This is a genomic window from Candidatus Nanopelagicales bacterium (genome assembly GCA_030700225.1).
Classification (GTDB): domain Bacteria; phylum Actinomycetota; class Actinomycetes; order S36-B12.
In genome coordinates, this window is record JAUYJT010000057.1 from 1 (window position 1) to 25,259 (window position 25,259).

Below are 25,259 nucleotides of genomic sequence, written 5' to 3' on the forward strand. Positions count from 1 at the left end.
TAGAGTCACTACTGGCTGACATCGCGTCGGCCGAAACGACGGGAGACAACCATGTCCGACAAAGAAGACACCAACGACAAGACCGCGCAAGACGCCCCACTGACCGACGAAGAAGCCCAATCCGTGCAAGGCGGCGCCGCCGTAACTCGACGGGAGGAGGCAGAGGCGCGCATCGCCGAAGTCAGGTGAATCGTCGTCGCCTCTGAAGGTTAAGGTCTCAGCGCCTCCGAAGATCCCGTTGAAGGCCGCGACCGGGTGTCGCTAGCGCGCTGCGGTGGCGATCATGGACGCGGAGTCATAGAGTCACTACTGGCTGACATCGTGTCGGCCGAAACGACGGGAGACAGACATGTCCGACAAAGACAACACCGACGACAAGACCGCACAAGACGCCCCACTCACCGACGAAGAAGCCCAATCCGTGCAAGGCGGCCGCCGCCAGGGCGACCCGTCTGCCTCGTCGGCTCTTCTGGCCTCTGAAGCAGTCGCTAAAGAAAGCTAGGGCCTCAGCGCCTCCGAAGATCCTCTTGAACGGCTGCGCTCGATTGGCGCCGCCGAGGCTGGACCAGGTGCAAGTGCGCCTCCAAGTTGGCCCCGCGCCGCCGCGCCGCCACGTCCAGCCGAGACGCAGTCCCCGACGTTAGACGGCGGGCTGGTGGCGGGTGAGGAACTCCCGCGCCGCCGCCTGAGCTTCCTCGGCGTGAGGGCTGAGCCAGAACCCGAGGTGAGAGCCCTCCTCGACCCAAAACCGCTCAGCGCCGGGGATGTGCTCATAGGCGTAAACGCCGTCGTAGAACTTCACGTCCGCGTCGTGAGTGCCGTGGACGATGAGGCTCGGGCACTGGACTTGCTCCACCGGCAGATGGGTGAGTGTGCGAAAGAGCGCCATGTCGTTCTCAGTCCCTGCCTTGCGAGGACCGTAAGGACTCATCGTGTTCATGAACGCCCGCACGAACTCAACAGCCTGCGGAGATCTGAGCGCGCGCTCAATGTGGGCCTTGATCTGATCCTTGGTGAAGTACCCCTCTGACTTGAAGATCTCCTGGAGGAACCACTCGGGTTTCTTCTCCCCAATCACCTTGAGCAGTCGCTGCCCCGACGATGTCGTGAAGATGGCCTGGGAGATCGCGCCTGCGGTCTCGGGCATGTCGTAGAAACCGCTCACAGCGTCGATCGCCACCATAGCCCACACCCTGTCCGGGTGACGGACCGCGAACATGTAGCCGGGCGGACCACCAGCCGACGCGGAGACCACCGCCACCCGATCAACATTGAGGACGTCCAGCAAAGCGGCGAACAGGTCGGCCTGATCCTCTATTCCAGCGCCGCTTTCCAACGGGGTGCCCAGATATCCCGGACGCGACACAGACAGCAGCCTGTACTCAGCAGGGTCAAGCCAATCCAGCATCAGCCGGGCCTGGTCCACGCCACCGAGCCCGCCGTGAGAGCACAGGATCACAGGTCCGTCCCCAGGGCTCAGGTCGTATTCAACCGGGCCCAGAGCGGTCTGGATGACCTTGGGTTCGATTGTGATTCCAGGCAGCAGCTCCTCATGTTCGCTCATGTCGCTCTCCTGCAGTCGGGTTCCTGTCATGCCATCATGCCCAGAACTCGACTGTGATGCCTGGACGGTCGGCCCGCCGATGGGCCATCCGGGGCAGTCCGGCCGGTAGCCTGGCGCCCATGTCACTGGCCGTCCCCACGGATCAGAATCGTGTACGCCGACGAACCGTCACGACGCTCACCGGACTGCTAGCGTCCCTGGCTCTCGCCCTGGGTGCCTGTTCGTCCGGCGGAACCACGAACAGCGATGATGTGACAATCAACGGACTCGTCGGCGCCGACGGCCGCGACATCGTGATCAAGCGCGCGGCCGACATGCCACCCAACCTCGCCGCCTGCGTCGGGGGGGCTGACTCACTGTCGCGCAGCCAGTTCCAGGACGAGTGCGTCATGCCCTACATCAACGGCCTATGGGTCGATCCGGCAGGTCTGCTCAGGCCACACGACGAACTGGCCGCCGCGGCCGAAGACTGGTTGGTCAAGAAGCCCGCCGATGGCAAGTGGCCCATCTACTACTCAGCGGGCCTGAGCGCGGCGGGCAAGGACTTGAGCAAGATGCTGGACGGGGACGCGAAGCTGGCCGACCAGGTTGTCCTGAAGAAGCTGCCCAACCCTCTGCCCGTGCCGTCGGCTAACCCGAAGTCGATCTACAACCAAGCCGGCCTGCTTTACGTCCCTAACTCCTATGTGACCCCGGGTGGGATCTTCAACGAGCAGTACGGCTGGGACTCCTACTTCATCATCGCCGGATTGCTGCGGTCGGCGGAGTACGTCCTGGACCATCCCGAAGGGCAGTACTGGAGCCCAACGGACAGCCGCATGGTGCAACTAGATCCCCCTACGGCGCGGGCGCTGGCCAAGCGACTGTTCACGATCGCCAAGGGGATGGCCGACAACCAGGCGTTCATGGTCGACTTCTATGCCGGCTTCGTCCCAAACGGCAACCGCATCTACTACTTGACCCGGTCCCAGCCTCCGCTCTTGGCCGCGGAGTCGCTGTTGATCTACCGCTTCGCCGAGCAGCACACCGATCTCGTTCCGTATCAGGGCCAGGAGACCCTGGCGCCGTTCCTGGGTATCCGGGCGCCGACCAGCTACGGCCAGTGGATCAAGAAAGAGATCCTGCCGAGTGCTAGGAAGTACTACGACTACTTCACCGATCCGCGGACCACTACGTTCGGCGCAAGGACGAACCCTCGCGTCGCGCGCAAGGACGGCCACAAGCTGTTCTCGTATCACCCCGACGGTGTGGGCCCGGTCCCCGAGATCGTTCGCAGCCAAGTGCCTGGCAATGCCAACTACTACAGGCAGGTCGCCGCGTACTTCGCGGCGAATCCGAAAGCCAACCCGCACAAGCGGTTCTATGACGTCGGCGCCGGTGATCCGAGATTCCACTTGACCCAGGACTTCTACCTGGCGGACCGGTCGGTCAGAGCGTCGGGCTACGACCTGTCCGGCCGCTACGGGGAAGTCGGGCAGCACGCGGCGGATTTCGCTCCGGTCGACCTGCACACGTTGCTGTTCCAGATGGCCAAGGACATCAACGAGATGGCCACTATCGCCGGGCGTCCGCCGATCGTCGCGCAGCGGGAGCTGGACGGCTATGTCTCCGCGATGGACAAACTGATGTGGCGCCAGACCACCGACGGTCCCGGCTCCTACTACTCCGACGCGTGGATCCGCGAGGACGCCCAGGCCCAGCCCGACCCCTATCTGTACGGGACGACTTTCTATCCTCTGTGGGCGCAAGCCGTCACCGATGAAGGTCGCATCGCTGACATCGTGCGCACAGCCACGACGGCGGGGGAGGTCAGCCAGGACCAGGTGTTCTACCTGTATGGCAAGGACGGCAAGATCACGCCAAAGCGCGTGAAGCGGAACGGCCAGATCTCCACGTGCGAGCTGTCCGATCCCAGCGACCCCGGCTCATGCACAGACCGTTTCACCACGGTGGCCCAGGCGCCAGTGCCGCTGGTCAGCGATACGAACTTCGGAATCCCCACGAGTCTGAAGCTCACCGGAAATCAGTGGGACTTCTCCAACGGCTGGGCCCCGGTCCAGTACTTCGCGGCGATTGGACTCGACCGTGCCGGTCGGCCTGACCTGACCGCGGCCGTCGACAACGGCTGGACTTCGGCGGTGGAGATCGGATTCGCCGCCACGGGCACGATCATCGAGAAGTACTCGGCCACCAACCCGGCCGAGCAGGTCCAGGTGACCAGTGGGTACAGCAAGCCCCAGGTCGGATTCGGCTGGACCAACGGGGTCTACGTGGACTCGCTGAGCCGATCTAGGCGTTGACAGTCTCATCGCGGGCCGGTTCCGCGTAGGTTGCGTCTGCTGAGTTGACACCGACCAAGTTGTGGAGGACGACGTGGATGTTGCCGTGGTCGGCGCCGCCGGGGCATGCGGGCGCCAGCTTTGCATGCGACTGCTTGAGCGGCGGATCATCCCGACTGAGAACCGCCTCCAGCTCGTGGGGCATCTCGGCGGACCCAGTGAAACCGAGCTTTGGGGACTGCGGGCCGACTCTCCAAGCCCACACTGGGTTCCTCATCCTCAGCTCCGTCGCCGTGCCACCGCGCAGACACACGGGATTCTTGTCGACACGCCATAGGCACACAACGCGGCTGCTACCGGTTCGAAAAGCCCTCACGAGAGCAGCGCCGACGCCGTCGTAGAACTTCTCGTCAGCGTCGTCAGCGTCGTGGATGCTCAGGCTCGGGCAACCTTCTCAAGCGGCACCGTGGCTACCCTCCAGTCGGCCGTCGTCGTGAATGTAGAGCTGACCCAGTCGGCTGTCCACCTTGTGCACGTGGCCGTAGTCGTAGTCGTGGTGCAGGATGACAGCGTCATGCGCTATGGCGTAGGCGGAAACAAGGATGTCCACTGGTCCAGCAGCGCGGGCCCGATGAGACCTCCACAGACCTAGCTGCAGCTGACGGGCCAGCTGGTCCACCCCGTCACTCCCCAAGTTCTCCATGGAAGAGACAAGAGCGGTTACTCGCTGGAACTGCCGGTAAGTCTGGGTGGTGTGCAACAGCTCCAGCGCGAGAGGAACACAGGTAGCTGGTTGCCACGCGTTGTTGAACGCCTCCACGACGGCTCGTATGGCCGGGCTACGGCGAACTCCTGCGTACAGACTGGTGTCGACCATGAAGAGTTGGTGCGACTGACTCACCCGTGCTTCCCCCGAAGGCCCCGGATGGCGTCCGGGTCGTCGAACATGGACACGTCTTGGTTCACGATGGTGTCTAGAAGTTCGTGAAGCGCCTTCCTGGCTCGCTCTGCTGCCAGTCGGTCGTTCAATGCCACGTTGACGGCCTGCTTCTTGGTCACGCCACCCAGCAGTCTCTGCACCCCGGCCAGGGCCGTCTCGTCTATGTCAACCAAGGTCTTCGCCATGATCGAGCCTCCTTGGATATATCGTCCCCAAGGTTCTAGTATATACCGCTTCTCGCGAGCGAGGGGAGTACCGCCCTGACCTGGAGTTCCTCTATCGCTTCCACTCCGGGACGGGTCTGATGAGGTTCGTCATGGAGCCATCGTCCTGCTCGCCCGGCACGAGTACTCGGACCTCAAGGCCGGGTGTTGTCGGACACGCTCGCTGATCATGGTGGCGTCGCGTTGGGTGGTGATGTCCCGGGTCGGTCACCCCCAACGACGCCAACAACCCCTCACACGGTCAGACAGAGCGTCGCTCAACACTTGCTGGAGCTTGGCCCTGGACTTCCATCCCAGACTGCTCCCCGGAAGAGTCAACGCATGTGCAAGAGCATCCCCTCGAGGGCGTCGGGGCATCGTGGGTTGCCGAATGGAACTGGGGAGGTGTGGTCGGCTACTCACTGCCCCCTCGGAACGGCAACTGGACCCACGGCCGGAACAACGTGGTGGAGCTCCCAGAGAAAGATGACGGGTCTCTCGAGGAATTCCTAGGCCTCGCCGAGTCCCGCTGAGGCAGGTTCCTACTTCGGACGAACTGAGCAAGCGGGGGGCGATCGGGCACTTGCGACGCCGGGGCGGCGGTCCCCAGCGGCGCGGATATCGATCCTGGCTGGCCCCTGGCTCGAGAACTCGGTGTCTGACGCCACCGTCACCGACCGGGCGCTCGTGGATGGTCTGATGCAGGTGGTGCACTACTCAGGCTCGCGTCCCGATACTCATCAGTGGGGACAGCATCCCGGACTTGGGAGGGGCAGACGCACACACAGCGGTGGCGCTGGACCCTCAACTCGGATCGGGGGGCACTCACTGCCCGAGTAAGGCCAGCGGGACAACCGCGACCCCGTCTGTGCGCCGGTACGCTCTCGGCCCGGTGTTTATGACGACAGGGTTGACTAGTTGTGTTCCCAGCCGCTGGCGCAGCCAGTGCAGGTGCCTCACGTCGGCGTCGGTGATGGCGGCGGAGAGCTTGACCTCGATCGCGGCAATGGCATGGTTGTCGGATTCGATGATGATGTCGACCTCGTTGCGACCGTCTCTGGTGCGCAGGTGGGAAGCGCGCGCCTGGCACGCCTGGGCGAATACTCGAACGCTCATGGCGGTTAGCGACTCGAAGAGGGCGCCGAGGAATGGTCCGTCACGGCTGACCCACTCCTCTCCCCCAGACCGGCAATGAGCTGTGCGCGCCCGACGCCGATGAGTCGGGCTGCGAGCGCCGGATCGGCTAGGTGATGTTTGGCCGCCATGCCCAACTGGCGCAAGTGGTTGTAGGAAGGAACCCAGGCCGGAAGCTCATCGATGATGCGCAGGTTCCTTAGGACGTCGATATAGGGGTCGACGGTGCTACGTGCCGGCTTCTGCCCGTGACCCGGCGTCGCGGCGTTGCGTATCTTCTCCCACTGGGTAGTTGTGGCAGTCGCAGCCGCATAGGCGGCCAGCCAGGCTCGAAGCGTCGCGGGTCGGCGAACCGCCAAGCCAGCTTCGGGAACGTCCCTTTCCACGATCCGGTCAATGTATCCGTCGAGCTGGATCGGCAATGCGACCTTCGGAAGTCCGAGGAAGCCTGGAAACCCGGATGCCAGGATCGCGTCGACGTAGTCGACGAGACGCATTGACGAGTGGCCGGACACGGCGGTGGTCGGATTTGTGAGAAGTTGGCTGAGGCTGACGCTCGGAACGCTCAGACCGCGCTCGGGCAGCGTCATCGGCCTCATTCGCAGAGTGGTGATCCGCCCGGCCCCGGAGTGGGTGGGCGTGCCGACCCCGGGGGCAGACCCCGTCAGGAGGAAGCGTCCGCCGCTGCCGTCTTAATCGACGGCGCGCTTGACGGCATCCCACACACTCGGCGCCCGTTGCCATTCGTCGAGCAACACGGGAGGCTCGCCCTCGATGCCGGTGTCTGGGTCGGCCTCGGCGATCGCCCGCTCGGCGGGACGGTCCAGCCGTCTGACGGGCTTCTCGCGCCGCAGCGCAGTCGCGGTCTTGCCGACACCCTTCGGACCGTCCAGCAGAATCGCGCTCAGGACCGGCGCGAGCTGGTCGAGTTGCGCGTCGATAACTCGACGGAAGTAGTGGTCAACGCTCCAAGGCTACGTTGACCGACACGTGCGCACTACATTTGCCGAGTCATGTGCACTACATTGGCTGATTCCGCTCGTCGGTGACCTGGGCGGAGTGTCAGCGTTGGATTCGATCGTGACCACCGGAGCAATCATCACAGCGGGCCGCGCCCTGCAGGTGTACCACTACCAACGCCCCGAGCCGGCCCGGCCGCGCTGTGTCGCCGGGCGATGGCCCTCGACCCCCAACATGTCGAGCAGCCGATCAGCAATCACTTCGTCGACTTGCTGCCGTTCGTTCGCAGCAGCGTCGTATCGGTGCATGCCTGCGGACAGAAGGTGAGTGCCTCTCTGGGCGCCGGATTCCATTGGCGCACGCCGGGCGGCGTCTTGATCGGCGCGGGCTTCGGCGGCCGCCAACACGGCTTCCGCCCCGCGAATGCGAGCGATCGCGTCGACTATGTCATCGAGACGATCCGCGGGTGACCGGCTCACAGCTCCACCGCCTCGGCCAACGCCCTTTCCGCGACTTGGTCTGCCAGCGAATCCTCTGCCGCAACGTCAACTGGCGCACCGATGACTTCGGACACTTGGTCGGCCAGGCGCGCCAGAGGAACGAGCCCGCGCTCGCGGACCGGAAAGTCCACGAGGAGGTCCAGGTCGGAATCACTCGATTCCATGCCTCGCGCGACGGAACCGAACACGCGCACGCGCGCAGCTCCGGCAGCCCGGGCGAGCCTTCGGATATCCCGTCGGTGTCGGACCGCCTTGGTCCCGATCGGGCCCGATAGCGCAGGATGGTCAACCGCTCGCGAGTCCACGACGAGCTGCTGTCCGCATGCGCGAAGGAGTCGCTCTAGCGTGCTGACCGTCGGGCTCACGGCGCGAGACTCATAGCGGGCAACCATCGCTTGCGTTGTCGCGGCGCGCGCCGCCAGCCGCGCCTGGCTAAGACCGGCTCGTCTGCGAGCTTCCAGAAGCAGTCGGCCTGGGTCTTTCTCCACCCAGAAAGCATATCATATATGATATGGGCGCCCCGGCGCCCAGCAAGTGTGCCAGAGACGACGCGATGCGCCCTCAGGCGACGTGGGGGCGGGCTCCGCGACCCCCAATCAGCACATCTGCGCGACGATCCCCTTGCCAATGTTGCCGCCAGACAGCCTCGCCATGCGCCTAGCGGTGACGCTGCGCCAACCGGCCATGTGCTGCTTCGCGCCGCGTCCCTTCCAGCGCTTGTGCATCTTGACCGCATCGATGTGGTCGTCGCCGTAGTCATACGCGGGGTACCTGCCACGCAGCATCCCGTGACGAACCTTGCCGCGCAAGCAGCGACCTTCTGAGTAGAACGCGCCGACGGCGCCGACGACGCGCTTGCCGCGCTTGCGGATCACCGCGAAGTCGCCGAGGTAGATATCACCGCTCTTGCTCACGTTCCGCACCATGTACAAGTACCTGGACGCCCGCAGCGCAGAGATACTGCCAGTGCTATCTCCGCCCGCCGCCCCAGTCGCAGCACCCACTGGAACGGCGATCAGTGACGCCGACATGATTCCTGCCGCCATCACAGCGACGGCCCTGCGCTTCACACGCGTAGCTTCACCCATACGATCACTCATCAAGATCACCCCTTGTCTCTCCTCCAGTCTAGGTTCGACGCCGCATCGAGAGTCGGACGACCCGATCACACCAGCGGCACGGTCAGAGGCTGCCCCGACGACGCCGGGAAACCGAGATCGGACGGCTGACGACAGCGGCTCACCATCAGCGACCCCAGGGCCGCGACCATCGCGCCGTTGTCCGTGCACAGATCCGGCCGTGGCACGCGCAACCGGATCCCGGCAGCCGCGCAACGCTCCTCGGCCAGCTCGCGCAGCCGCGAGTTCGCCGCCACCCCTCCCCCGATCATCAGATGATCGACCCCGCGAACCCGACAGGCGTCAACCGCCTTGCGGACCAGCACGTCAGCGACGGCCTCCTGGAACGACGCCGCCACATCCGCCACGGGAACCTCCAACCCGTCGAGCCGCCTTTGCTCCACCCATCGCGCGACGGCGGTCTTCAGTCCGCTGAAGGAGAAGTCGAACCTGTGCCTCTGGAGGTCACGGGGCGAAGTCAGCCCGCGCGGGAATCGGATAGCCGCCGCGTCCCCGGCACTTGCGGCGGCATCGACCGGCGGGCCGCCAGGGAACGGCATTCCGAGCAGCCGCCCGACCTTGTCGAAGGCCTCGCCGGCCGCGTCGTCGATCGTCGCCCCGAGCGGCTCGATCTGGGAGCTGATGTCCTCGGCCAAGACCAGCGAGCTGTGGCCGCCCGAAACCAGCAACGCGATCACGGGCTCAGGCAGCGGACCGTGCTCCAGCATGTCCACCGCCACATGGGCGGCCAGGTGATTGACCCCGTACACCGGGCGCCCCAGCGCCGCTCCAAGCGCCTTGGCCGAAGCCACTCCAACGAGCAACGCCCCGACCAGGCCCGGCCCAGCGGTTACCGCTATCGCGTCGATGTCGGCGGGAACCACCTGCGCCCGAGCGCACGCCCGCTCCAGCGTAGGCACGAGGGCCTCCAGGTGCGCCCGGCTCGCGACCTCCGGCACGACACCGCCGAACCGCGCGTGCTCCTCGGAGCTGCTGGCGATGGCCTCGCCCAGCAGCCGCTCACCAGCCACGAGTCCGATCCCGGTCTCGTCGCACGAGGTCTCGATCCCCAGCACGAGCGGTTCACTCATCGCGACCCCCGTCGCCCGCGCCGCAGGCGGGGATCCGTAGCCGCATGACAACCGCGTCGGTGCCGTCGACGTAGTAGCGACGCCGACGGCCGGTCTCGACGAATCCGGACGACTGATACAGCCCTCGCGCGACGTCGTTGTCGGCTCGCACTTCCAGCAGGACCCTCATGCAACCGACCTCGGTGGCGTGGTCGACAGCGGCGTCCAGGAGCGCCCGGCCCAAGCCCTGGCCCTGGCTTGACCGGTCCACAGCGATGGTCTGCACGTCCGCGTCCGGCGGCGACAGGAACAGACCGACGTAGCCGACAAGCCGCCCGCCCGATTCGGCGCCCGCATACCAGCGTGTCTCCGGCACGCGCGCCAGCTCGTCCTCGATCTGCTCCGCGGTCCACGCCTCACCGCCGAACAGGTCCTTCTCCATGGCGGCGACGTCGGGTACGTCATCACCCGTCAGCGGCCGGACCATCACGAGCCCCCCGGAAGAGCTGACTTCGCACCCGCCGACGCTGTAACGTCCGGGCTGCGCAGGTAGATCGGCACCGGCGGCTCCCCCCGGCCCAACGCGACGAGCTGCGCGGCGAACCGTCCGAGCGCCCCAGGGTCTATCCTCACCGATCCACGCTCGCCGGACGCGACCCCGTCGAGCAACCCCGTGTCTCCGTACACCGGAACACCCGCACCAATCTCCGCACGCACTTCGTCGGCCTTGCCGACATCGGGGCCGCTGATCCGACGCCCGTCGGCATAGCGCGCCCAGAACAGCTCCCGGCGCCGCGCGTCCACTACGACAGCGCAACCCCCGAGCCCTCCGTCGAACTGGTCAGCCAGAACGTCCAGCGAACAGAACCCCAAGACCGGCAGGTCCAGAGCCCAGCCGATGCTCGACGCGGCGGCCAAGCCGACCCGCAGGCCGGTGTACAGCCCCGGTCCACGCCCGACGACGACGTGAGTGAACCTTCGGGTCCTGCCTGACATGGCCTCGGCCAGCAACGGCCCGAGTTCCTCGCCATGGGCGCGAACCCGCGTACCGGATCCGGCGAACACGACCTCGGAGCCGTCATGAACTGCTACCGCAGCGAGAGACCCCGAGGTGTCGATGGCGAGTATCACGGGCGCTCCGCTCCGGCCGCACCCAGCGCGGAAGACAGTTCATGCAGCGCGGCCGGGGTCCACCGTTCGCCGTGCCCGCTGACCGCGACGCGGCGCACGTCACCGGACTCCCCCTCGGGTCGGTCGATCGCGACCTGAAGCCAGGAATCCGCCACCGCCTCGATAACCGGTCCGCCCCATTCGATGACCGTGATCACGTCGGCGATGTCCAGGTCCAGGTCGTCGAAGGCAACCGGATCGGACACCCGGTAAGCGTCGCAGTGCAACAGGTCAACCGACGGCCCGGGGTGGAGGCGCGCGAGCACGAAAGTCGGGCTCGCGATTCCCCGCTCGATGCCCAATCCCTCGCCGATCCCACGCGTCAGCGTCGTCTTGCCAGCGCCAAGCGGACCATCCAGGCAGACCACGTCGCCCGCTCCCAGCGACCGTGACAACGCGCGGCCAAGCTCAACCATCTCCCCGGCACTACCAACCGCCAATTCGAACGACCCGGTAGCCTCGGCGTTCACTGTTCCGCTCGCCGCTCGGCGCGCACGAGCGAAATCAGCTCGCGCAGGTGCATGTTCACCTCGGCGTACCGCTCGGTGATGATCATGTGGCCGGTTTGCGGGAGGATGACAAGCTCGGCGCCGGGCACGTTGCGGACGATTTCGTGGCTGTGCCCGTGAGGTGTTAGCAGGTCCGAATCGCCAACCATGACCAGGGTCTCCACGCCCTGCAGGGCCGAGAGGGCCTCGTACTTGTCGTGCTCATCGAAGCCGGGGATGAACTCCGCGATCACGTCGATCGGTGTGCCGATGAGCATGTCCGCGATGAACCGGGTCTGCGACCGCGACGGCTCCCCGCCGAAGCAGTAGAGCTTCGTCAGCAGGTACGTCAGGTCGCTGGCCCGCGCCCTATTCCGATCAATGAATTCCTTGCGCGCCGACATGATCGACGCCAGGTGTGCCGTGCGCTGGTGGACCATCTCCGCTGCGGGCGCGGGCAGCCCAAGCGGCACTTCCCTCATCCGTCCGGGACTGGTCGATATCAGCGCGACGCCCAGGACCTTCGTTCCGAACAGCTCGGGCGCCTGGCCCGCCAGCGCCATGATCGTCATGCCGCCCATGGAGTGACCAACCAGAATCACTGGGCCGTCTGGCGCGAACCGCTCAAGGATCAAGCGCAGATCGTGTCCGAGCTGATCGATGTTGTGCGTCTCGGCCGCCGCCCGGCCGCTGCGCCCGTGTGAGCGATGGTCCCAGAAAACGAGCCTGGCCACCGACCTGAGGTCTCGGCGCTGGTAGTGCCAGGAGTCCAGGTTCAGCGCGAAACCGTGCGAGAACACGACAGTCAGTGCGTCGATCGGGCGATCCGGCTCGTCGACTTCCACATGGAGCTCGGTGCCGTCCCCGGCTTCGAGCACGTGCCTCTGCCCGCGCAATCCGCCGAAGTCCTCGCCTCGATAGGGGTCGTAGCGGAATGCGCGACCCACGACGGTCTTCTCCAGCATCGCCCCAGCAGCGGCGCCCGCGACGGCCATGCCCGCCGCGACCAGGCCCTTGACCATCCCGCTTCGCCGCCCGCCGCGCCGGTTGCTCATCTGGAGCCCTCGCGGTAGCGCCGGGGGATGCGGCTGCCCAGCCTGGTGACGATCTCGTAGTTGATCGTGCCGCAGGCTTCGGCCCAATCGTCCGCGGTCGGCGCTTCGTCCGCCCCAGGGCCGAACAGCGACACTTGGTCTCCGGCCGCAACGGGCAGGTCCCCAACGTCGAGTACAACCTGGTCCATCGCCACCGCGCCAGCCACTGTGAACCTTCGACCGTTCAGCGCCACCGGCAGCACGCCCGACCCAGCGCGCGGAACCCCGTCGGCGTATCCGACCGGGACCAGAGCCAGCCGTGTCGGGCCAGATGTGTGGTACAGATGGCCGTAGGAGATTCCCTGGCCGGCCGGGACTTCCTTCACTAGTGCCACGGCGGCCGTGACGCTCATGACCGGCTCAAGGCCTAGCTCCGGACCGGTTCCCAGCTGCCCCGGCCCGGGGCTAAGCCCGTAGATCCCGATGCCGCAGCGCACCAGATCGAAATGCGTGGCAGGCGCGCACAGCACCCCACCGGTGTTCGCCAGATGCCGCAGTTCCGGCTTGACGCCAAGTTCTGCCGCGACGTCCAGGGCCTCGGCGAACGTCGCTACCTGATCCGCGGTTACTGGCGATCCGGGGGTCTCACCGCACGCAAGATGACTCCAGATCCCAACGACCTCGATCCGCCCCGCCTCCCGCGACCTGACCGCGGCGGCCACCAGGTCCGGCCAGTCGGGCATAGCGCAACCGTTTCGGCCAAGGCCCGTGTCGACCTTCAGGTGGACGCGCGCCCGCTTGAGCTCCCCAGCGCCGGCGCGCGCGACCTGATCGAGCATGCCGGTAGATGACACGCCAAGCTCCACATCGGTCGCGACGCAAGGCCGCAAGTCCTCCGACGGCGGGTAGAGCCAAGCCATCAGGCGCCCCCGGTCACCAACCGCTCGCAGATGCCAAGCCTCCGAAGGCAGAGCCACCCCCAGGAACTCCGCCCCCGCATCCCGAGCCGTCCGCGCAACGGGGATCATCCCGTGCCCGTACCCATCAGCTTTCACAACGGCCATGAACGCCGCGCCGCCAGCTTTGGCCCGCAGCAGCCCGATATTCCGGGCGAGTGCGCCCAGATCGATCCACGCCGCTGCCCGTTCCACATAGCCATTCTCGCCACTAGAAGCGGCGCGCGCACGGAACTCAGCGGTTGCGGTCTGTGTTTCGCAGTTGTGCGACCGTGTCTGGCACCGCCTGGACCAAGTCCCAGGCCGTCAGTGGCCTTCCGCTCGCCACAGCAAGCCGCGCCGCCAGCCCGTGCAGATACACCGCTGCGGCGACCTGTCTGAGCGGATCACTTGGAAGGTGGTGATCCCTCGCGAGAATGCCAGCGATCAGGCCCGACAGGACGTCGCCGGTACCGGCGGTCGCCAAGTCTGGTGGCCCGACTGGGTCCACGTAGACAGCCCCAGTCGGACCAGCGATCACGGTCCCCGCGCCCTTCAGGAGCACGATCGCGCCCAGCGCCGCCGCCGCCTGCTTGGCCGCTTCGACGCGGCTGGCCGACAGATCGAAACCGAGCCGGGCGAACTCGCCCTCGTGCGGTGTCAGCACTGTGGGCACCGGCCTATCCGAGATCCTGCGCCGCAAATCCTCCCGCCGGGCGACAATCGTGAGCGCGTCCGCGTCTATGACAACAGGCAGGTCGGAGTACAACAGAGACTCGACCAGCTCCGCGGTTTCCGGCCCTGTCCCGGCACCGGGTCCAATCGCCCAGGCAGACACCCGCGAGTCGGCGCCCGGCGGCTCGGACCCCCTGATCGCGACCACGTCGGGAAACCGTGAGATGACCGCGTCGGCGACGCCATCGCCCCGATCGAACACCCGCACCATGCCTACACCGGAGTGGCGGGCGCCCCCGACGACCAAGTGGCAGGCGCCGGGGTACTGCGACGACCCGGCCACTATCCCAGCGACGCCGTGGGTGTACTTGTGGTCCTCCTCGCGCGGCGCAGCGACGTATGGCGTCACATCACCGTGTTCCAACAGGCGAACGCTGGGCAACGAGGCGAGCTGTCGCTGAATGCCGATGTCAGCGACCTCGACCATGCCCGCCCGTTCGCGTCCGGGCGGCAGGACAAGGCCCGGCTTCAGGCACCCGAAGGTCACTGTGACGTCGGCGGTGAACACCGCGTCGCGATCCGCGACAGCCCCGGTATCCGGATCGACACCGCTTGGGATGTCCACGGCTACACGCAGAGCGTTGGAGGCGGCGGCTGCCCGGGCCAGAGTCGCCGCGGGTTCCCGCAGTGCCCCCCGCCCTCCGATCCCGACGATGCCGTCAAGGATCACGTCAGCCGCTCTGACCAGTGACGTGGCAGCGGCGACTTCACCTTCCGAGCCAGCTCCCCGGATCCGCCCGCCCTGCCTTGCCAACGCCCGAGCGGCAGCGGGATGGATCTCGTCACTCAGGGCGATAGCGTTGACGACCACGCCCCTGCGGGCAAGCAAAGCCCCACAGAACAACGCGTCTCCGCCGTTGTTGCCCGAACCGACGATCAGTACGACTCGGGAGCCGGCTACGGCACCCCGGTTCTCCCTCAGTATCGAGAAAACCGTGCGCTGCAACGCGCGCGCGGCCCGCTGCATGAGCGTGTCAGCTGAAACCAGCTTGATCGTCTCGGACTCGGCGACCCGGACCGACTCCACGTCGTAGGCGCGTCTCACGGGAGAAACCTACGCGGATTCACGGATGGCTCGAGGAGTTTCGACTCCCTCCAGGGAAACGATTCCTTCGGCTATCACGTAGGCGACCGCAACATCTGCCTCGGTAGCCAGCGACAAGTGCCACGAGCGTGCCCCCAGATCCCTCGCGGCCGCCAGGACTCCACCTCGCAGGCTCAGATATGGGCGGCCGTCCGGCTCACTCATCACCTCGCAGTCGTGCCATCTCAATCCTGACGGCACGCCCAGTGCCTTCGCCAGCGCCTGCTTCGCCGCATAGCGGGCAGCGAGTGATGTGGAGCTACGTGGGCCTCCGCCCTCATCAATCCTCTCCTTGGCCGTGAACAGCATCTCGGCGAATCCCGGAGCGCGATGGATCGTGGCGTCGAACATCGGGATGTTGACCACATCCACACCAATGCCCACAATCACGGATCAAGCGTCGCACGGCGAACCCCTGGAACGCTCAACGAACCAGGGGTCAACTACTCCACGGTCACGGACTTCGCGAGGTTGCGCGGCTGGTCTACGTCGTGGCCTTTCGCTGTAGCCATCTCGCACGCGAACACCTGCAGCGGAACGGTGGCGACAAGTGGCTGCATCAGGGTCGGACAGGGAGGCACGCGTATCAGGTGCTCGGCGTACGGCACGACGCTCTCGTCTCCCTCCTCGGCTACGACTATGGTCATCGCTCCCCGGGCGCGGACCTCCTGGATGTTGGAGACGATCTTGTCGTGGAGAACCGAGCGCCCCTCCGGCGACGGAACTACAACGACGACCGGCACACCGTCCTCGATCAGGGCGATAGGGCCATGCTTAAGCTCCCCGGCCGCGAAACCCTCAGCGTGCATGTAGGCCAGTTCCTTCAGCTTCAGCGCACCTTCAAGCGCGACCGGGAACCCGACGTGGCGCCCGATGAACAGCACTGATCCGGCGTCAGCCAGAGCCCTAGCCAAGTCTCTGACTCCCTCTACGGTGTCCAGCACGAGGTCCACCTTGCTCGGCATAGCCTCCAGCTCACGCAGAATCGCGCGCACCTCGTCGCCGTACATGTTTCCCCGCACCTGGGCGAGATACAGCCCGACCAGGTACGCCGCGACGATCTGCGTAAGAAACGCCTTTGTGGAAGCGACCGCGATTTCCGGACCAGCGCGCGTGTACAACACCGCGTCACTTTCACGCGGGATCGTCGATCCGACTGTGTTGCAGATCGCCATGACCCTGGCGCCCTGCTCCCGGGCGTAGCGAAGCGCCATGAGCGTGTCCATGGTCTCGCCGGATTGCGAGATGGCGATCACCAGCGTTTCGGGTCCGACTATGGGATCGCGGTAGCGGAACTCGCTGGCCAATTCGACCTCGCACGAGATCCTCGTCCAGTGCTCGATCGCGTACTTGGCCACCATGCCCGCGTGATACGCGGTGCCGCAAGCGACGACGATGATCTTGGTTACCTGCCGGAGTTCGGCGTCAGGAATACGCATGTCGTCCAGGGCGAGCCTGCCGTCGTGGGTAACCCTGCCACGCAGTGTGTCCGCGACCGCTCTGGGCTGCTCGGATATCTCCTTGAGCATGAACAGGTCGAAGCCGCCCTTCTCGGCGGCCGAGGCGTCCCAGTCGACCGTGAACGGAGTGGCTTCGGCGGGGACGCCATCGAAGTCCGTGACCGTGACCTTCGTCCCGGTGACCTCGACGACCTGGTCCTGTCCCAGTTCGATCGCTTCACGGGTGTACTCGATGAACGCGGCGACGTCTGATGCCAGGAACGCCTCGCCGTCACCGACCCCGACAACCAGCGGCGAGTTACGGCGCGCGCCCACGACCAGCCCCGGGCGCTGGGCGTCGACAGCCACCAACGTGAAGGCACCAGATAACCGGCGGGCGACGCGGCGCAAGGCCTCTGCCAGGTCTCCGTCGGCTTGGGCCATCATCGCCGCGACCATGTGCGCGGCGACTTCGCTGTCGGTCTCCGAACTCAGCTCCACTCCGTCGCCACTGAGTTCAGCGCGCAGCTCGGCGAAATTCTCGATGATGCCGTTGTGGATGATCGCTATCCGGCCGTCACTTGATACGTGCGGGTGGGCGTTGGTATCAGTCGGGCCGCCGTGAGTCGCCCAGCGCGTGTGCCCGATTCCAGTGCCCGAGGCAGGTGGCGTCTCCGCAGCGAGAGCGTCGATCAGGTTGGCGATCTTCCCCGCCCGCTTGCGGCTCCACAGCTCGCCGTCGGCCACGAGAGCCACGCCAGCGGAGTCGTACCCTCGGTATTCCAGCCTCTTCAGCCCAGCGAGGACCACTTCGAGCGCGTCTCTATGTCCCGCGTAACCGACGATCCCGCACATGGACGTCAGCCTATGCGCTCCCACTCCGGTCCGGGCTCAACCCCGCTGTGGACGCGCGGCTCAACCCTGCCGTGGACGCGCGGCTCAACCCTGCCGTGGACGCGCGGCTCAACCCTGCCGCGGACGCGCGGCTCAACCCTGCCGTGGACGCGCGGGGAGCGACAGCTCATCGCGAATCACTGCCGCGAGTCCCTCCGCCACTTCGCGGGCCTCATCCTGGCTCGGGGCTTCAACCATCACGCGCACCAGTGGCTCTGTCCCCGACGGGCGCAGCAAGACGCGACCAGAGGTACCCAGCTTCGTCTCGGCCTCGGTCAACGCCGCCGCCACAGTCTCGGACCTGTCAACCGCTGCCTTGTCCACGTCCTTGACGTTGACGAGGACCTGCGGCAGCCGCGTCATAGCGGCAGCGAGCTCGCCGAGAGGGACCCCTTGAGCCGCGACTTCGCTAAGCAGCTGGATCGCGGTCAATGTCCCATCACCGGTGGCGCAGTAATCGAGCATGACAACATGCCCGCTCTGTTCGCCGCCCAGGTTGTACCCGCCAGCCAGCATCTCCTCCAGCACGTACCGGTCACCCACTGACGTCTGCTTGACCTCGATGCCGCTGGAGCGCATCGCATTCAGGAACCCAAGATTCGACATCACCGTGGCCACTACGGAGTTCTTGGCCAGACGACCCTGGGAGTGCCAGGCCTTGGCGAGGATCGCCATGATCTGGTCGCCATCGACGATCTGGCCCGTCGCGTCAACCGCCAGGCACCTGTCCGCGTCGCCGTCGTGCGCGATCCCCGCGTCAGCGCCCCCTGCCACAACCGCGCGGCACAGATCGGACATGTGAGTCGACCCGCAAGCCTCATTGATGTTGTAGCCGTCAGGCGCGGTGTGAAGCTCGGTGACTTTGGCACCGAGCTTGCGCAAGGACGCCGGTGATATCTGCGACGCGGCGCCGTTCGCGGTATCTACAACGACCCGCAGACCGCTCAAGTCGTGCCGGGACGTCCCCACAAGATGGTCGATGTAGCGCTCGGCCGCGTCCGTGTCCGCTCTAACCCGACCCACACCGCTGCCCGTGGGACCCTCATGAGGGATCTGAGCAAGCAACCCCTCGATCCGGTCCTCAACGTCGTCAGGCAGTTTGCGTCCATCCGCGCCGAAGAACTTGATTCCGTTGTCGGGCATGGGGTTGTGCGAGGCAGATAGAACGACGCCGAAGTCGGCTCCAGAATCGGTTGTCAGGAAAGAGACCGCGGGAGTCGGTATCACGCCCGCGTCCCAGACATCTACACCCGAACCGGCAAGCCCCGCGATGACCGCCGCCGACAGAAATTCTCCGCTCGCCCTGGGGTCGCGGCCCACTACAGCCAAAGGCCGCCGCGCGTCCGCGCCAGTCCCGGGGTCCGCTAGCACACGAGCTGCCGCCTCCGCCAGGGATAGGGCTGACTGCGCGGTCAGGTCCCGGTTGGCCAGTCCACGCACACCATCGGTGCCAAAGAGCCGGGCCATGCCAAATCAGCGCTTGGAGTACTGGGGGGCCTTCCGGGCCTTCTTGAGCCCGTACTTCTTGCGCTCCTTGACGCGCGGGTCGCGAGTCAAGAAGCCAGCCTTCTTCAGCGGTGGACGGTACTCGTCCTCCGCGATCTCGTTTAGGCAGCGAGCGATCCCCATTCGCAATGCGCCAGCCTGCCCCGAGATCCCGCCTCCGTGGATCCTGGCGTTCACATCGAACGCGTCCATCGCATCGATGACTTCGAATGGCCCGCAAACCAGCTGCTGATGAACCTTGTTGGGGAAGTACTCCTGAAGAGTCTTGCCGTTGACCAACCACTTGCCGCTTCCGGCGACGATGCGGACTCTGGCCACAGCCTCCTTCCGGCGACCCGTTCCAGCGCTGTCCCCAGTGATCACGGCACGGCGCGCGGTCGCTGGCTGCTTGGTTTCCTCGGATGCTTCGGCGGAAGCCTCGGTCGATGTCGCTTCGGGAGCCTCGGTCGATGTTGCTTCGGCGGGGGCCTCGGTCGATGTTGCTTCGGGGGCCTCGGTCGTTGCCTCGGGAGCCTCGGCGGATGCCTCTTCAGGAGCCTCGGTCGTCACTGGATGGTTCCTTTCCGGTCTGGTGTCACTGGGCGACCTGAGAGAACTCGTAGCTCTCCGGCTGCTGCGCCGAGTGCGGATGATCAGGGCCCGCGTAAACCTTGAGCTTCTTGCCCTGTGCGCGCCCCAGCGAGTTGTGCGGCAGCATTCCTTTGACCGCTTTCTCGACGAGCCGACGCGGGTCCTTCTCTCGAAGCTCGCCGTAGGTCCGCCCGGACAGTCCGCCCGGGTATCCAGAGTGCCGGAAGTCCAACTTCTGCTCGGCCTTCGCCCCGGTCAGCGCGACCTTGTTGGCGTTGACGACGATCACGAAGTCCCCTGTGTCCACGTGCGGCGCGAACACCGGCTTGTGCTTCCCGCGCAGCAGTTGTGCCGCGTGGCTGGCCAGGCGGCCCAGGACGACGTCTGTCGCATCGATGATGTGCCACTTGCGCTCGGTCTCACCCGGCTTGGGCCAGTAGGTGCGCACACTCTCTCCAAAGTCAGGTATTGCTAGCGGCTTCCGCGAGGGTCTCGCACCGCATTCGCCGCGCTGGAAGCCCAGATCGACACCCGAAGCTTACCCGCGCCCCTCCGCGTGGGTCAAAATGCCCCCGGAGGGCGATCCTAGCTCGGCCGCTGAGAGGCGCCCACTCAGCGCCGAACCTGTCAGTGGTACGTGATTTCCTTGATCGCCGTGTTGATCCGGGTTCCCTTGGTCCCGGCGATGATCTCCGGCAGGTCACCCAGTGCGCCGATGACAGCGCTCTTGCCGGGGCAGTTGCGCGCGAACGCCGAGGCAGCCTCAACCTTCGGGCCCATCGAGCCCGCCGGGAACTGGAACGCGTCGATGTCATCCGGGGATGAGGCCTTGATCGCCTTCTGTTGCGGCATCCCCCAATCGACGTAGACGCCATCGGCGTCAGTGGCGATCACGAGCAGGTCCGCCTCGAGATCCTGAGCCAGCACTGCCGAGGAACGGTCCTTGTCGATCACCGCCTCGACCCCAACCAGGGTTCGCGGGTTCTGGTCCGTCGGACTGCTCAGTTGCTCATCGGGCAGATACATCGTGGGAATGCCACCGCCACCTGTGCATACCACCACGGCCCCGAAGTCCAGCAGACACTTGATCGCCGAGATCTCGAAGATGTGCTTTGGTACCGGGGACGGCACGACCCGGCGCCACATGTCGCCGTCTTGTTTCACGACCCAACCCTTCTCGGAGGCCAGCCTCTTGGCATCCGCTTCGGGGTACACCGGGCCCACGAACTTGGTGGGGTTCTTCATGGCTGGATCGTCGGGATCTACTTCGGTCATAGTCAGGATCGTGGCGATGGGCTTCTCGTACGGGAGCAGGTTGCCGAGTTCTTGTTCGATGAAGTACCCGATCATCCCCTCCGTCTGCGCCCCGAGCACGTCGAACGGGTACGAGGAGGTCTCGTCGTACGAGGAGGCCTGCAGGGACAACAGACCAACCTGGGGGCCGTTCCCGTGCGAGATGACGAGCTGATCCGTCATGGCCACGGGCGCCAACGCTTCACAGGCGATCATCACGTTCTCTCGCTGGTTCTCGACCGTCATGGCCTCGCCGCGCTTCTGCAGGGCGTTGCCGCCGAGGGCCGCTACAACTCGCATGCTTCCTCCCGAAGTGCTTGGAATCCCTTGCCGGGACCGGAATCTCTTGCCGGCAGCCTGACACTTCTCGACGCCCGTTGCTCGCCGGAGCTTGGCTCGCTCAACCCGTTCTCACGGCCAGCATCCAGTGCGGCGTGATCTTGTTGCGAAACCGGCCAAATGTGGCCGCTTCGCGCATCTGAAGTGGCCAAATTCGCAACAAGATCACTAGGCCGGTCCGTCTGGGGCATGCAGCTTGGTCCGCGCCGCCCTCGCGGAAACGGCCGTTCCCGACAAAGGCACCCGTTTCGGAAGGAAACGACCGTTGCAACGGTCGCGTCTGTACCTCAATGGTCGCGTTTGTAGAAACGGCCGTTTCCGCGAGGGGGAGGGAGGGATGGGCTAGTGGACAGGTCCGCGAACGCGACGCGTCGCCGCGGCTCGCTCGCCCAGCAGCGCATCCGGAGGATAGGTAACGTGCTCCAGAACCAAACCGTGAGCCGGGGCAACGGTCACCGCGGGGTCTCGCACGCCGCCTGCCAGAACCCGCCCAGGCCACGCGGCGTCGCGCCGGTGCTCGCCAACTGCCAGGAGCGCGCCGACGATCGCGCGCACCATTGAGTGACAGAACGCGTCTGACTCGATAGTCACTACCGCGAGCTGACTCCCATCCCGCTCGCATTCCAGCCTCAGCACCCGCCGCACCGTTGAGGCACCAGCCCTCGCGCGGCAGAACGCGGCGAAGTCATGCTCACCGATCAACGACCGGGCAGCCATGGACATCTGGGCCAGATCCAAAGGCCGCTTCCGGTGGACTACGAAACCCCGCAGGATCGGATCCAGCCCCTGAGGATCATCGCTGACACGGTACGCGTAGGCCCGCGACAAGGCCGAGAAACGCGCGTCGAACCCCGCGGGCGCCTCGGCCACCCGGCGAACGCGAACATCGGCGTCCAGGAACGCATTGATGTGACCGACCAGCCTTGGTCCGCCCCGAGCTTCCCATGCCGCCTTTGGCAGATCCACGTGAGCGACTTGCCCGCGAGCATGGACTCCCGCATCGGTCCTGCCCGCGCATACCGTCGAGACCGCGGGCAGGGCGATCTCGCGACGGAATGACTCGGCGAGGGCGGACTCCAACACTCCTTGTACTGTGCGTTGACCCGGCTGACGGGCCCAACCAGCGAATCGTTCGCCGTCGTATGCCATGTCCAGGCGAACCCGGACCGTGGGGCCATCGACCTGCATGGTCGTCGAGCCAGAACCGCGGATCACGGTCCCCCATCCCTTGTGCCTCTACGCCCAGGTGGCGGCTACCGCTCCGATTCCTCCGGCGCGATGTCGTCCGCTCCCGAGTCGTCCACCGTCTCGTCTTCGCCCGCATCGGCGGCATCGCCGTCTTCGGCTACCGCGACTGCTTCGGCGGCCTCTTCTGGCTCACTTGCCGCAGGAGCCTTCGCCGCGCGCTTGGTCGCCGCAGTCGCCTCGGCCACCACTTGCTCCGCCAAGGGCTCCACCAGTTCGATTACCGCCATCGGCGCGTTGTCGCCCTTGCGCGGGCCGATCTTCACGATGCGGGTATATCCACCCTGGCGTCCGGCGTACCCAGGCGCGATGCTGGTGAACAGCTCGTGCACGACCGTCTTGTCGTGGATCACGGCAAGGACCCGGCGACGGGCGTGCAGGTCGCCCCGCTTCGCTGTCGTGACCAGGCGTTCCGCGAACGGACGTAGGCGACGCGCCTTCGCCTCGGTCGTTGTGATCTTGCCGTGCTCAAACAGCGCCGTCGCCAGATTGGCGAGCATGAGCCGCTGGTGGGCGGGGCTGCCGCCCAGCCGGGTCCCCTTGGTCGGCGTTGGCATTTCGACTCCTGTCAGATGACTCAACCTGCGCTTGCGAGGCTCGGCGGTCTACCCCGCTTCCCCTCAGAACTGCTCTGTCTCCACGAACCCGCCGTCGTCATCGCCGTAGTAGACGACCTGGCTCGGATCGAACCCTGGAGGACTGTCCTTCAATGACAGGCCGAGTTCGTACAGCCTGACCTTGACCTCGTCTATCGACTTGCTGCCGAAGTTGCGGATGTCCAACAGGTCCGCCTCGGAACGCAGGATCAACTCGCCCACCGTGGCGATTCCCTCCCGCTTGAGGCAGTTGTGCGACCGCACTGATAACGCCAGCGCATCGATCGACATGCTCATCTGCTCACTGACTTGCTCCTCGTCCGGCGACGGGCCCAAGTCGAGGCCCTCGGCGTCCACGTTCAGCTCGCGGGCTAGCCCGAACAACTCCACCAGGGTCCTACCCGCCGAGGCGACCGCGTCGCGCGGCAGGATCGACTGCTTCGTGGTGACGTCGAGGATAAGCCGGTCGTAGTCGGTGCGCTGCTCAACCCGCGTCGCCTCAACCTTGTAGGTCACCTTCAGCACGGGCGAGTAGATCGAGTCGACCGGGATGCTCCCAAGATCCGTTCCGGCGTCGCGAGCCGGGGCTTGCGCTGACACGTATCCGCGTCCCTGCTCGACCGTCAGCTCCACCTCTAGCTGGCCGCGCTCGTCCAATGTGGCCAGTACAAGGTCGGGGTTGTGCACCTCGACGCCAGCGGGCAGTTGGATGTCCGCGCCCGTGACCACGCACGGCCCGGTCCGGCTCAGGTAGGCCGTAGCCGGTTCGTCGGTGTCACTTGAAACGACCAGAGACTTGACGTTGAGGATGATCTCGGTGACGTCCTCCTTCACGCCCTCAATGGTCGTGAACTCGTGCATCACGCCCTCGATCTTGATGCGTGTCACCGCCGCGCCGGGGATACTGGACAGCAAAGTCCTGCGCAGAGAGTTCCCGAGCGTGTAACCGAATCCTGGTTCGAGTGGCTCCAATACGAAGCTCGAGCGGTATTCGCTGACGGGCTCCTCGTGCAGGACCGGCCGCTTAGTGATCAGCACAGATGTTTCCTTTCCACGACGCCCGCCATATGACGCCGAGATCTCGTTTGACCGCGAGAGTGACCGCAGCCACGCTCACTTGGAATAAAGCTCAACAATCAACTGCTCTTGGACTTCCGTGTCGATCGCCGCACGCTCAGGGAGTGAATGGACCAGTATCCGCAACTGCGTCGGAATGGCCTCCAGCCACGCGGGTGGCTGCTTCAGCCCAGCGTCGTTGATCGCCGCGAGGAACGGTGTCAGTTCTCGCGAGGATGACTTCACTTCGATGATGTCGTTCGGAGAAACACGGTAGGACGGGATGTCAACCTTGCGGCCATTCACCGTGAAGTGCCCGTGGCACACCAGCTGCCTGGCCATGTCCCTAGAGGAGGCGAAGCCCGCACGGCAAACCACGTTGTCCAACCGGCTCTCCAGGATTACCAGGAGGTTCTCACCGGTCTTGCCGGACTTGCGGCTCGCCTCTGCGAAGTATCCGCGGAACTGCTTCTCCAATACCCCGTAGATCCGCGCGCACTTCTGCTTCTCCCGCATCTGCAGCAAGTACTCGCTCTCCTTGGTCCGCCGCGCCTGGCCGTGCATGCCGGGCGGGTAGGCCTTGCGCTTGTCCAAAGGACAGTTGTGCGACTGGCACTTCGAGCCCTTCAGGAACAGCTTCATCTTCTCCCGGCGGCAACGTCTGCAATCCGGGCCTGTGTATCGCGCCATGCTTCTAGCTCTCCTGTCAGACGCGTCGGCGTTTGGGGGGGCGGCAGCCGTTGTGGGCGACTGGGGTGACGTCCGAAATGGACCCGACCTCAAGGCCGGTCGCCTGCAACGACCGGATCGCGGTCTCGCGACCGGAGCCGGGGCCACGGACAAACACGTCTACCTTGCGCATTCCGTGATCCATGGCGCGACGCGCCGCGGCCTCAGCCGCCATCTGCGCGGCGAACGGCGTCGACTTGCGACTGCCTTTGAACCCGACTTGACCCGCGCTGGACCACGCGATGACGGCGCCATTGGGGTCGCTGATCGTGATGATTGTGTTGTTGAACGTGCTCTTTATATGGGCGTGCCCATGAGCGATGTTCTTCTTTTCCTTGCGGCGCACTTTCTTGGCGCCCGCGCCCTTTGGTGGCATTA

At 65.7% G+C, this 25,259-nt stretch carries 30 protein-coding genes; 4 read left to right on the forward strand and 26 right to left on the reverse strand.

The genetic code is table 11. The features are described 5' to 3' along the window. Positions 1-51: 51 nt before the first annotated feature. A complete protein-coding gene (locus Q8P38_08560) occupies positions 52-189 on the forward strand; it encodes a hypothetical protein (protein ID MDP4014649.1) in 138 nt (45 codons plus the stop codon). A 160-nt stretch (positions 190-349) separates the two neighbouring features. Next, positions 350-502 (forward strand): hypothetical protein, encoded by a 153-nt coding sequence (locus Q8P38_08565; GenBank protein ID MDP4014650.1) that lies wholly within the window; start codon positions 350-352, stop codon positions 500-502. Positions 503-640: 138 nt separating this feature from the next. Here Q8P38_08565 and Q8P38_08570 read toward each other — a convergent pair whose 3' ends face one another. Further along, positions 641-1,564, reverse strand: a complete 924-nt coding sequence (locus Q8P38_08570) for an alpha/beta hydrolase (protein ID MDP4014651.1) — start codon at positions 1,562-1,564, stop codon at positions 641-643. A gap of 119 nt (positions 1,565-1,683) precedes the next feature. On the opposite strand from Q8P38_08570, the gene Q8P38_08575 reads away from it, so the two are divergent. Continuing rightward, positions 1,684-3,864, forward strand: a complete 2,181-nt coding sequence (locus Q8P38_08575; protein MDP4014652.1) for a trehalase family glycosidase — start codon at positions 1,684-1,686, stop codon at positions 3,862-3,864. On the opposite strand, the gene Q8P38_08580 is transcribed toward Q8P38_08575, so the two are convergent. The 5 genes from Q8P38_08580 to Q8P38_08600 form a co-directional block, all read right to left on the reverse strand. Further along, the gene (locus tag Q8P38_08580) at positions 3,854-4,120 is read right to left on the reverse strand and encodes a hypothetical protein (protein MDP4014653.1); all 267 of its coding nucleotides are present in this window, start codon (positions 4,118-4,120) and stop codon (positions 3,854-3,856) included. The two genes, Q8P38_08575 and Q8P38_08580, sit on opposite strands and share 11 nt — an antisense overlap. 177 nt (positions 4,121-4,297) lie before the next feature. Then, entirely contained in the window at positions 4,298-4,744 is a 447-nt protein-coding gene (locus Q8P38_08585) for a hypothetical protein (protein MDP4014654.1), read from the reverse strand. Then, complete coding sequence (locus Q8P38_08590; GenBank protein ID MDP4014655.1) at positions 4,741-4,968, reverse strand: type II toxin-antitoxin system VapB family antitoxin; 228 nt, start codon at positions 4,966-4,968, stop codon at positions 4,741-4,743. The genes Q8P38_08585 and Q8P38_08590 overlap by 4 nt, the downstream gene beginning before the upstream one ends. An 843-nt stretch (positions 4,969-5,811) precedes the next feature. Beyond that, positions 5,812-6,102 (reverse strand): hypothetical protein, encoded by a 291-nt coding sequence (locus Q8P38_08595; GenBank protein MDP4014656.1) that lies wholly within the window; start codon positions 6,100-6,102, stop codon positions 5,812-5,814. Between the two features lie 5 nt (positions 6,103-6,107). Next, on the reverse strand, positions 6,108-6,710 hold the full coding sequence (locus tag Q8P38_08600) for a hypothetical protein (GenBank protein MDP4014657.1): 603 nt from the start codon (positions 6,708-6,710) through the stop codon (positions 6,108-6,110). 585 nt (positions 6,711-7,295) lie between these two features. On the opposite strand from Q8P38_08600, the gene Q8P38_08605 reads away from it, so the two are divergent. Continuing rightward, positions 7,296-7,550, forward strand: a complete 255-nt coding sequence (locus Q8P38_08605) for a hypothetical protein (GenBank protein MDP4014658.1) — start codon at positions 7,296-7,298, stop codon at positions 7,548-7,550. 5 nt (positions 7,551-7,555) lie between these two features. Here Q8P38_08605 and Q8P38_08610 read toward each other — a convergent pair whose 3' ends face one another. From Q8P38_08610 to rpsK, 20 genes are all read right to left on the reverse strand, one after another. After that, on the reverse strand, positions 7,556-8,068 hold the full coding sequence (locus Q8P38_08610; protein MDP4014659.1) for a helix-turn-helix domain-containing protein: 513 nt from the start codon (positions 8,066-8,068) through the stop codon (positions 7,556-7,558). Positions 8,069-8,176: 108 nt separating this feature from the next. Then, positions 8,177-8,680, reverse strand: a complete 504-nt coding sequence (locus Q8P38_08615; GenBank protein ID MDP4014660.1) for a hypothetical protein — start codon at positions 8,678-8,680, stop codon at positions 8,177-8,179. Positions 8,681-8,745: 65 nt separating this feature from the next. Continuing rightward, on the reverse strand, positions 8,746-9,789 hold the full coding sequence (gene tsaD / locus Q8P38_08620; GenBank protein MDP4014661.1) for a tRNA (adenosine(37)-N6)-threonylcarbamoyltransferase complex transferase subunit TsaD: 1,044 nt from the start codon (positions 9,787-9,789) through the stop codon (positions 8,746-8,748). Next, entirely contained in the window at positions 9,782-10,255 is a 474-nt protein-coding gene (gene rimI / locus Q8P38_08625; protein ID MDP4014662.1) for a ribosomal protein S18-alanine N-acetyltransferase, read from the reverse strand. The genes tsaD and rimI overlap by 8 nt, the downstream gene beginning before the upstream one ends. Then, positions 10,255-10,899, reverse strand: coding sequence for a tRNA (adenosine(37)-N6)-threonylcarbamoyltransferase complex dimerization subunit type 1 TsaB (gene tsaB / locus Q8P38_08630; GenBank protein MDP4014663.1), 645 nt, complete (start codon positions 10,897-10,899; stop codon positions 10,255-10,257). Before tsaB ends, rimI begins: the two co-directional genes overlap by 1 nt. Next, positions 10,896-11,408, reverse strand: coding sequence for a tRNA (adenosine(37)-N6)-threonylcarbamoyltransferase complex ATPase subunit type 1 TsaE (gene tsaE / locus Q8P38_08635; GenBank protein ID MDP4014664.1), 513 nt, complete (start codon positions 11,406-11,408; stop codon positions 10,896-10,898). Before tsaE ends, tsaB begins: the two co-directional genes overlap by 4 nt. After that, positions 11,405-12,481 (reverse strand): alpha/beta hydrolase, encoded by a 1,077-nt coding sequence (locus Q8P38_08640; protein MDP4014665.1) that lies wholly within the window; start codon positions 12,479-12,481, stop codon positions 11,405-11,407. The genes tsaE and Q8P38_08640 overlap by 4 nt, the downstream gene beginning before the upstream one ends. Then, positions 12,478-13,611: an alanine racemase gene (alr, locus tag Q8P38_08645; GenBank protein ID MDP4014666.1), complete on the reverse strand. Its 1,134-nt coding sequence runs from the start codon at positions 13,609-13,611 to the stop codon at positions 12,478-12,480. The genes Q8P38_08640 and alr overlap by 4 nt, the downstream gene beginning before the upstream one ends. A 40-nt stretch (positions 13,612-13,651) precedes the next feature. Continuing rightward, positions 13,652-15,175 carry an NAD(P)H-hydrate dehydratase gene (locus tag Q8P38_08650; GenBank protein MDP4014667.1) on the reverse strand — a complete coding sequence of 508 codons (1,524 nt, stop codon included), beginning with the start codon at positions 15,173-15,175 and terminating at the stop codon, positions 13,652-13,654. Positions 15,176-15,184: 9 nt separating this feature from the next. Then, positions 15,185-15,604, reverse strand: a complete 420-nt coding sequence (locus tag Q8P38_08655; protein MDP4014668.1) for a holo-ACP synthase — start codon at positions 15,602-15,604, stop codon at positions 15,185-15,187. Positions 15,605-15,657: 53 nt separating this feature from the next. After that, the gene (gene glmS, locus Q8P38_08660) at positions 15,658-17,508 is read right to left on the reverse strand and encodes a glutamine--fructose-6-phosphate transaminase (isomerizing) (protein ID MDP4014669.1); all 1,851 of its coding nucleotides are present in this window, start codon (positions 17,506-17,508) and stop codon (positions 15,658-15,660) included. 132 nt (positions 17,509-17,640) lie between these two features. Further along, a complete protein-coding gene (glmM, locus tag Q8P38_08665) occupies positions 17,641-19,014 on the reverse strand; it encodes a phosphoglucosamine mutase (GenBank protein MDP4014670.1) in 1,374 nt (457 codons plus the stop codon). A gap of 6 nt (positions 19,015-19,020) precedes the next feature. After that, complete coding sequence (gene rpsI, locus Q8P38_08670; GenBank protein MDP4014671.1) at positions 19,021-19,416, reverse strand: 30S ribosomal protein S9; 396 nt, start codon at positions 19,414-19,416, stop codon at positions 19,021-19,023. 211 nt (positions 19,417-19,627) lie between these two features. Beyond that, positions 19,628-20,071: a 50S ribosomal protein L13 gene (rplM, locus tag Q8P38_08675; GenBank protein ID MDP4014672.1), complete on the reverse strand. Its 444-nt coding sequence runs from the start codon at positions 20,069-20,071 to the stop codon at positions 19,628-19,630. Between the two features lie 179 nt (positions 20,072-20,250). Further along, a complete protein-coding gene (gene arcC, locus Q8P38_08680) occupies positions 20,251-21,216 on the reverse strand; it encodes a carbamate kinase (protein ID MDP4014673.1) in 966 nt (321 codons plus the stop codon). Between the two features lie 381 nt (positions 21,217-21,597). Further along, positions 21,598-22,470 carry a tRNA pseudouridine(38-40) synthase TruA gene (gene truA / locus Q8P38_08685; protein MDP4014674.1) on the reverse strand — a complete coding sequence of 291 codons (873 nt, stop codon included), beginning with the start codon at positions 22,468-22,470 and terminating at the stop codon, positions 21,598-21,600. Between the two features lie 38 nt (positions 22,471-22,508). Then, positions 22,509-23,057 (reverse strand): 50S ribosomal protein L17, encoded by a 549-nt coding sequence (gene rplQ, locus Q8P38_08690; protein ID MDP4014675.1) that lies wholly within the window; start codon positions 23,055-23,057, stop codon positions 22,509-22,511. Between the two features lie 63 nt (positions 23,058-23,120). Then, positions 23,121-24,134, reverse strand: a complete 1,014-nt coding sequence (locus Q8P38_08695; GenBank protein ID MDP4014676.1) for a DNA-directed RNA polymerase subunit alpha — start codon at positions 24,132-24,134, stop codon at positions 23,121-23,123. 75 nt (positions 24,135-24,209) lie between these two features. Next, positions 24,210-24,842 (reverse strand): 30S ribosomal protein S4, encoded by a 633-nt coding sequence (rpsD, locus tag Q8P38_08700; protein ID MDP4014677.1) that lies wholly within the window; start codon positions 24,840-24,842, stop codon positions 24,210-24,212. 16 nt (positions 24,843-24,858) lie between these two features. Continuing rightward, a complete protein-coding gene (rpsK, locus tag Q8P38_08705; GenBank protein ID MDP4014678.1) occupies positions 24,859-25,257 on the reverse strand; it encodes a 30S ribosomal protein S11 in 399 nt (132 codons plus the stop codon). Positions 25,258-25,259 lie beyond the last annotated feature (2 nt).